This window comes from Corynebacterium sp. zg-331 (assembly GCF_014267345.1).
Taxonomy (GTDB): domain Bacteria; phylum Actinomycetota; class Actinomycetes; order Mycobacteriales; family Mycobacteriaceae; genus Corynebacterium.
Genome location: NZ_JACMYD010000016.1, coordinates 1 through 7,219, shown reverse-complemented (window position 1 = coordinate 7,219; position 7,219 = coordinate 1). Strand labels below are relative to the sequence as shown.

Here is a 7,219-nt window from a genome sequence, read left to right as displayed (position 1 = left end):
CCTACGGGGCATCTGGGGGTGCTGAGCGTGCGACGAGTGGTCAGCGCAAAGCGTTGTCCACGATGGGGCGCCGTGGTGGCCAGAAAGCCGCTGAGCGGTGGAAGGATCGCAACAGCGACTACGCCCAAGATCGTCTGGCAACCCTTAAGGAGACACAGCGCACCAACGTGGCTCGTGGCCGCTCAACACGAAGCCAGATCGAGCAAGTGGTCAATGACTACTTTGTTCAGTCAAAGCGCTTGCCCACCCGCAAAGAGATCATGACTGCGGTGGGGGCTTCTGAATCGACTGTAAAACGGTATCTGAGGCAGCTGCGAAGTGAAGGTGCTTTGCCCATTTAACTCCCTAGGGGGGTCATCTCATAAGCAATATACGGTTCCCCTGCCGGTAGGCAGTAGAGCTACCTGTTTCTGGAAAGTTTGAGTGATGGTTTTTTGGGGTGTAGGGGTGAGTCGTGACGTTCGTACCCCAGGTCCACCATGAGCACCCCAGGCATAAGTGACGAAAAACGCCCACTGTCCCGTATCACAGGAGGTCGCGAACCCGTGTTGGTCTTGGTGCTTTTAGGCCATGTTTCTGCGGTTCTAGTGGTGGGCAAAGGGGAGTATGGGTGCTAGCTCACCTGCTGGGAGCGTGAAAGAAGAGGCCGTTTTCCGTTGAGGCAACATCGTGTGCTCCGACGAAAACAACCAACATACGCCTGCGATTTTCTGCGGTAGGCGGTCTGGTTGGACTTGGGTTGAGGTAAAGATGCAAGAGGTGTGTCGATCTTTCAGAGCACTTGGGGTTGGCCTGTCCTGTTGTAGAGGTGGGGTAGTACAGACGTCCGCAGTCACTAAGTGCTTGGGGTGGTCATGCCCCTAGTATCAAGGGGTTGATGCATAGATGAGTGTCTGTAACAGTAGGTGTGATCGGTGGTAGGGTAGTGCTCGTCTAATCAGGTGACTACATGTAGTCATATCTATGTGGAGGTATGCATGTCTGCTCCGGTGGCAACCTCGGTGCGGTTGTCTGCCCAGACGGCGGATAAGTTGGATCGTCTTGCACGTCGTACTGGTAGGTCGAAGTCGTTTTACGTGCGGCAGGCGGTGGAAGAAAGTATCGATCGTTTGCTTTGGCAGTACGAGGTTGCTGCTGATTGGGAAGATATCAAGGCCGGTCGTATAGCGACGTATAGCCATGAAGAGGTAGTTGCTGATCTTGGCTTGGACGATTAGGTACTCAGATAAGGCTGTGAAGCAGCTACGTCGGTTGGATAAACCAGTAGCGCGTTCTGTGGTGCGGTATATGAAGTCTGTGGCGGATCTTGATGATCCGAGGGCACGAGGTAAAGCGCTCTCAGGGCCTTTGTCAGGGATGTGGCGCTACCGGGTGGGGAACTATCGGGTTATCGCCACGATAGAAGATAGCCACTGCGTGGTTGTGGCGGTGAAGGTAGACCACCGCAGCCGCGTCTACGACGACTAGGTTGATCGCAGATAACGTGAGGGATGGGTCGCTTGCGAAATAGGGTGTGCACCTATCGGTGTAGTGCTGGTCCATGCGCCGAAGAGTGCGGGGCGCTCAGTGGCGGGTAGTACTGTCTTTCCGGACCCCGGCGGCGTGGAGGTGGCCTCGGGTGGTGCTGGAGTCCACGCTGACTTCCCAGGGAAGTTTTCCGTGTTCCTGAGCGTGGTTCAGCAGTCTGGTGTGGTGCGTATTTGCCATACCCGGGTGAGCGTGGAAGTGGGTAAATAGGTGGTAGATCCGCCACCAGGGGCCGTAGTGTTCGGGGTATCGCGCCAGGGGCAGCCGGTGCGGATACGAAAGAAGATGTCATTGATCAGCAGGCGTTGATGATTCGACACCAAAAGTGTGTGGGGAGTCCTCGTTGCTGTTTATGACACGTCGGTCTTACCCACCGGGATTTTCGCAACACCGCCTAGATCGGCTTGGATGAAACTTGTATCACCGTCTATGATGCGATCTTGTCCGTATAATGTATATACATATTATGCGCTACGCTGATCTGCGATTTTAGCATTAAATTACCCCATTTTGGGGGTAATTTAATGCTTTCCACTGTGGAGGTGGTCGACTTAAGGTATGCTGATTGCAACATCATTTTTAGGGAAGGAGGGTCAAATTCTGAGACTGGGTATTCTCTGTGTGGAAATATAATGGCACATGATCTAAGTGTGATTCCATATTCTTTTTAAAGAAGAGAGGCATGCATGATGAAATTAAGAAGAATTTCCGCATCGGTTGTGGCAGCATTTACAATTGCGGTTCCTTCTGTGCAAATTGCACAAGCAGAAGAGCTGAATTTGGATAATAGTATCAATGCTGAGGCGCTTCCAACTGCGCAAGCTACATATGAGGTTTCAGAGTTGGAGGATGGCGCCCTTTTGGTTGAAGTGGAAAATGCTAAGTTTAGTCACTCTCCTGATGGTAATGTAACTATCGTGGATCGGAATGGTGATGTGCTAGAAACTCTCCCTTCTGATTTGGCAGATTATGAGATTGTGGGTCGCTCAACTCTTGTGGCAAGCGAACCTGGCACTGGGTACCAAGGTGGAACATCTTTCCGCGGAATCTGTCCTTTGGGGCGCTATGATCATGGAGGATGCCGTGGGGGTGGCGTTGCTAAAGGGGCAGCGAAAGGTATCATCACGGGAGGGGCGGGCGGCTGTGCTGCTGGTGCTGTTCCAGGTATGGCAGGAGGTCCGGCAGGGGCTGGCGCAGGTTGCCTTGCTGGCGTGGGTCCAGGTGCGATAGCGGGAGGCGTTGGGGGAGCAATCCAAGGAGCTACAGGATGGTAAAAAATAATACACTGACCCAGTTTTTTGCAAAACTAGCAGTTTCCGTATTCTTATCACTAGCTGTCTATTTCTGCATTCAACTTTTAGGAGTTCAAGGCGGGGTAAGTGCTCCAATTTCCGGCCTAGTGGCGGGGATCGTTTTTGTTTCTCTCCTTCAAGTACGTCCTCGACGTAGTAGGCTAAGTAAGTAATAAGTTACCGTCTCTAAAACTTATTTAAGTTTTAGAGACGGTAACTTATTACTCGGAGAGGATTTACGTCCTCTATTTTTTTAAAATAGTTATTGAGCGAGTAATCCACGCGGGCATTTTCCGCCTGGGTCGCGCACAGCCCATAATCGCTGTTTCGCCGCTACCTGGCGGCGGGCATACTCACACCGAAATCCCACATTGGGTGGCAGCCATGTAGCCGCATCCCCCGTGCCCTTCTGCGCGTTGAGGATCCCGTCTACCGCTATGAGGTCAACGGATCATTGACGAGGTTACGGTGTATGGACACATCTAACTGCTGCACGTCTTTAACCCAGGTATCAGCCCCGTGCACAACGCCAATCGTCTGCCTGGAATAGGAGTCATGCTGCACGACAGAGGCCACCACGTGCCCCTGCGTGTTGGGCTTGTGCACCACTTGGTCTAAGTCCCGGCGAGGAGTTGGGTAGTGCGAGTTTTGCTCGCGCCGATCAGCGCTCCGGTATCAGCCAGGCTGAATCCGCGTGCGGGGAGTTGGTGTGCGACGCGGCGTGTGTGGCAGCCTGGAGTGCTTCCTGCATGTCTTCCAGAGAGCTTTCATTAGGTGCGTGCGCCAGAGGTAGAGAGTTTCTGGATCCCGATGGTATGGGTAGGCGCTTATCCGTTGGGAGTGACCACCGCTCAAAATAATTTCTAGAAGCTATACCCACCATTGTGCTATAGTGACCTTGGGAGTACAGGAACGATCCCTGTGTTGAGATAAGTGCACATCGTTGGTGTTATTGCTTTGCTCTAGATCTGGCAAGCATAGTGCGTGCAAGGTGATGCAGTGCTCGAACCGCTGCGTAGCGGAACCGAGAGTAGTGTTTATCCTTGGAAGAAGATACAATTTTATCTATTGAGTATAGAATTTGTGTCGCAGAGTAGGGGATTAAATGAAGTTTCTACATATTCCGGTTTGGAAGATAAGGGAAACTGATGAATTAGATACCAATTCAACTGCCATTAAGATGAGGCTGTTTGATGAAAGTGTCGTGGGCGAGTTTACCATTTTTGAGATTTGTAGCTTTTTTGGAATTGATGGCATTGAGTGTTTGGTTAGACAGTTTAAGGAATGGCATAATAACGGCTGTCTCGTTTGGGAGTCAAAAAATCTAATCCATGCCGAGAAGAAACCATTTCGTGAGTACTTTGAGAGTACAAGGATCTCCGAATGTTACGCGCCTCAGCCCCTTCCGGAGCCGGTAAATGGAAGGATTGAATGGGGGATGAAGAAGATGTGAACTTTTGGTAAAATTCTACCCTGCGCTAGGGATTGATGGTATCATGAAGCTATGACTCGTAAATCTCCAAGGATACTTGCAGTATCCTCATTATCTGCAGTGATGCTATCACTTCTCGGCTCGGCTATGGCTAATGCCTACCAGTGGACTCCTCATGTCTTTCCTACCATGGGGTATTGCGAGAATTATATCAGAACCCACGGAATGTATCGTACACATATATGTATCGAAGGAAGTTTTGGAACTGCACATCTTGAGAAGAAAGGATATAGCTCCGGATTTCATGGGGGCGGAGGATCTGATGAATTCTAATTTCGTAGAAACCGCTTAAATACTCGATAAAATATTACCCGTGGCTCCGTACTCGCAGATGTAGGGACATTAAGTCTATCCACCCCTTCAAAGGTTGGATATACAGTTTCTGGTTTCACATTTGAGGGTACAGAGAGTCCCCCTGAGCTCTCGTGAGGGGGATGATCTTCGCTGTCCTTGGGGCTGGGGGTGAGCATGCGTAGTGCGTGCTGGAGGTCAGTGATACGCCCGCGGCGTTCCTCGGCTAACTGTTCTGCGGCCTCACGACGGGCCACCTCGACGGACACCCGTGCTTTTTCTATCTCTACCTGGGCCTTGAGTTCCGCAATCTCTCTTAAACGTGCGTACAGCTCCTCTGTGGACACCCCGGTGCCTGTCCGGTCAGATTCGTGGACACCTTCCTGATCAGCGTGGTGAGCATCCTGGTCAGGCTCTGTTGATGGGGCAGGCCGACCAGGTTTCAACCCTGCAGTAATCAGCCCTGGCACGGGTATCTGCCATGTGCCATCGATCTTTTCTGCTCCGGGGATTTCATCGGCGTAGAGCTTGCGCATGATCGTCGAGCGGCCTACCTGGCACTCGTCTGCGGCTTTTTGAGGTGTCCACATCAACACCCCCTGAACATGACCATCACCTTCCTGGTTAGTGTTCAGGTCACCCGTGGTCTCGTTGTTGGCCATGATCTGGAATATACACTTTAAGCTGCATAAACAAAGAAGAAATAGGAATGATCGTGAACAGAGTGGTCAGCCTCGTTGGCCTGTCCAGTCAGATATCCGGTCACCATTGCGGCACCGTGAACAACCCCTTGGACGGGGTGTCACCGGTGTGAATGACACTGGTGTGGTTTAGGATTGGTGCTTGAGACCTTGATAAATGAATGAGGCCTAGACCGGTTGCCGCCGGTCCAGGCCTCGCTTATCACCCAGACTCCACCCTGGGAGAAAGCACGGCCATGAGTATACCTGCGGCCAGTCACCTGGCACACACCACCACACCTACCCACCCCAATGCTACGGATACAGGTGGGTTAGAGGACACCCCTGCAAGCACCCTGGATCGTGAACGCCTTCTTAACCACCTTGGACGCGACGTGCTGCACGGCTGCGTAGGACGGGACTTCTCCAAGGCATACGTCCGCACCCACGACGGGGCCACTGCACCGCGGATGTACCGCACGGACTCCGAACAGCTACGCCGCTGCCAGTACGTAAAGCTCGCCCACCCGCAGTACGCCGCAGTACTGGTCGTCGATGTTGACCAACCAGGCTCAGCAGGTGGACACCCCTCTAACCTGAACACTTATGTCCGCGATGTGGTGCGCAGTCTCGTCGAGCACGGTATTGGACCTGCCTGGGTGGGGATCAACCCGGAGAGCGGCAAGGCTCAGATGATCTGGCTGATCGACCCCGTCTACGCAGACAAGGCGGGTTCTTCTTCTCAGATGAAGCTGCTGGCAGCCACCAGCCGCGTCCTTGGCGGCTTACTAGATGGTGACCCGCACTTTGCCCACGGGTTTTCTCGTTCGCCGTTCTACACGGGTAAGGCTCCGGGGGCCTATCGTTGGTATCCACAACATCACCGTGTCATGCGTTTGGGAGATCTCGTGAAAAATGCTCGTGACCTTGCCGGTCTTGATCCCCATGGGACCACACCTGCCCAGAAGCAGTTTTCCAGTGGCCGCGAGCTGATCGAAGCGGTCAAGGCTCGTCGCGAGGAAGCAGAAGCCTTCCGAGCCTTAGCCAAGGATGTAGAGAGCGAATTGGCGGGGGATCTGGATCGGTATGATCCGGAGCTGATTGACGGGGTACGTATCCGGTGGATCAGTCAGGGGGTGGCTGCGCGTGATGAGACGGCGTTTCGCCACGCGTTGAAGGTGGGACACCGGTTACGCGCTCGGGGTGAGCGGTTAACGGATGCGGCGATTATCGACGCCTACGAACATGCCTATGAGGTAGCTCAGGTTCATGGGGGTGCGGGTAGGGTGCGGGAGGTGCCGCCTATGCGGGATCGTTTGACGATGGCTAGGCGTGTGCGTTGCTATGTCACCCAGTCCTCGCGTAAAGCCTCCTACGGGGCATCTGGGGGTGCTGAGCGTGCGACGAGTGGTCAGCGCAAAGCGTTGTCCACGATGGGGCGCCGTGGTGGCCAGAAAGCCGCTGAGCGGTGGAAGGATCGCAACAGCGACTACGCCCAGGGACAGCTCAAGACGCTACACGCAGCAAACGCGAAACGCGGAGCCAACGGAGAGCTACTAGAAACTCGCGTGAAAGCGTTGATTCTTGACGCTCGAGTTCAGGGAACACCAGAGCCGACTACTAAAGAGATTGCTCAGCAGTTCAAGGTATCGGTCTCAAGAGTGCAGCAGGTGCGGAGAACGATTGGGATGACCGCTGTCCGCGGTCGACCTAGAAAAGCGTAATGCCGTAGGCAATATACGGTTCCCCTGCCCGGTAGGCAGTAGGTGTCTTTTTCTTAGCGCTTCCTGTGAACTTTGATTGGGTGTCTGAAGCCAGGTGCGTGGAGAAGCCAGGTGCGTGGAGAAGCCAGGTGCGTGGAGAAGCCAGGTGCGTGGAGAAGCCAGGTGCGTGGAGAAGCCAGGTGCGTGGAGAAGCCAGGTGCGTGGAGAAGCCAG

At 53.6% G+C, this 7,219-nt stretch carries 6 protein-coding genes and 1 pseudogene; 6 read left to right on the top strand and 1 reads right to left on the bottom strand.

What is annotated here, in order from left to right; translation table 11 throughout:
• The 5 genes and pseudogenes from H7347_RS10865 to H7347_RS10480 form a co-directional block, all read left to right on the top strand.
• Positions 1–341 (top strand): annotated as a pseudogene (locus H7347_RS10865) (replicase RepA); the annotation flags it as partial.
• Positions 342–977: 636 nt separating this feature from the next.
• A complete protein-coding gene (locus tag H7347_RS10495; protein WP_152823456.1) occupies positions 978–1,217 on the top strand; it encodes a ribbon-helix-helix protein, CopG family in 240 nt (79 codons plus the stop codon).
• A gap of 16 nt (positions 1,218–1,233) precedes the next feature.
• Positions 1,234–1,467, top strand: coding sequence for a type II toxin-antitoxin system RelE/ParE family toxin (locus H7347_RS10490; protein WP_370513973.1), 234 nt, complete (start codon positions 1,234–1,236; stop codon positions 1,465–1,467).
• Positions 1,468–2,213: 746 nt separating this feature from the next.
• A complete protein-coding gene (locus H7347_RS10485) occupies positions 2,214–2,801 on the top strand; it encodes a hypothetical protein (RefSeq protein ID WP_152823453.1) in 588 nt (195 codons plus the stop codon).
• Between the two features lie 1,123 nt (positions 2,802–3,924).
• The gene (locus H7347_RS10480) at positions 3,925–4,272 is read left to right on the top strand and encodes a hypothetical protein (RefSeq protein ID WP_152823452.1); all 348 of its coding nucleotides are present in this window, start codon (positions 3,925–3,927) and stop codon (positions 4,270–4,272) included.
• Positions 4,273–4,580: 308 nt separating this feature from the next.
• On the opposite strand, the gene H7347_RS10475 is transcribed toward H7347_RS10480, so the two are convergent.
• On the bottom strand, positions 4,581–5,264 hold the full coding sequence (locus tag H7347_RS10475; protein WP_152823451.1) for a hypothetical protein: 684 nt from the start codon (positions 5,262–5,264) through the stop codon (positions 4,581–4,583).
• Between the two features lie 488 nt (positions 5,265–5,752).
• Here H7347_RS10475 and H7347_RS10470 point away from each other — a divergent pair, with 488 nt between their 5' ends.
• Complete coding sequence (locus H7347_RS10470; RefSeq protein ID WP_227659137.1) at positions 5,753–7,006, top strand: replication initiation protein; 1,254 nt, start codon at positions 5,753–5,755, stop codon at positions 7,004–7,006.
• Positions 7,007–7,219: the final 213 nt, after the last annotated feature.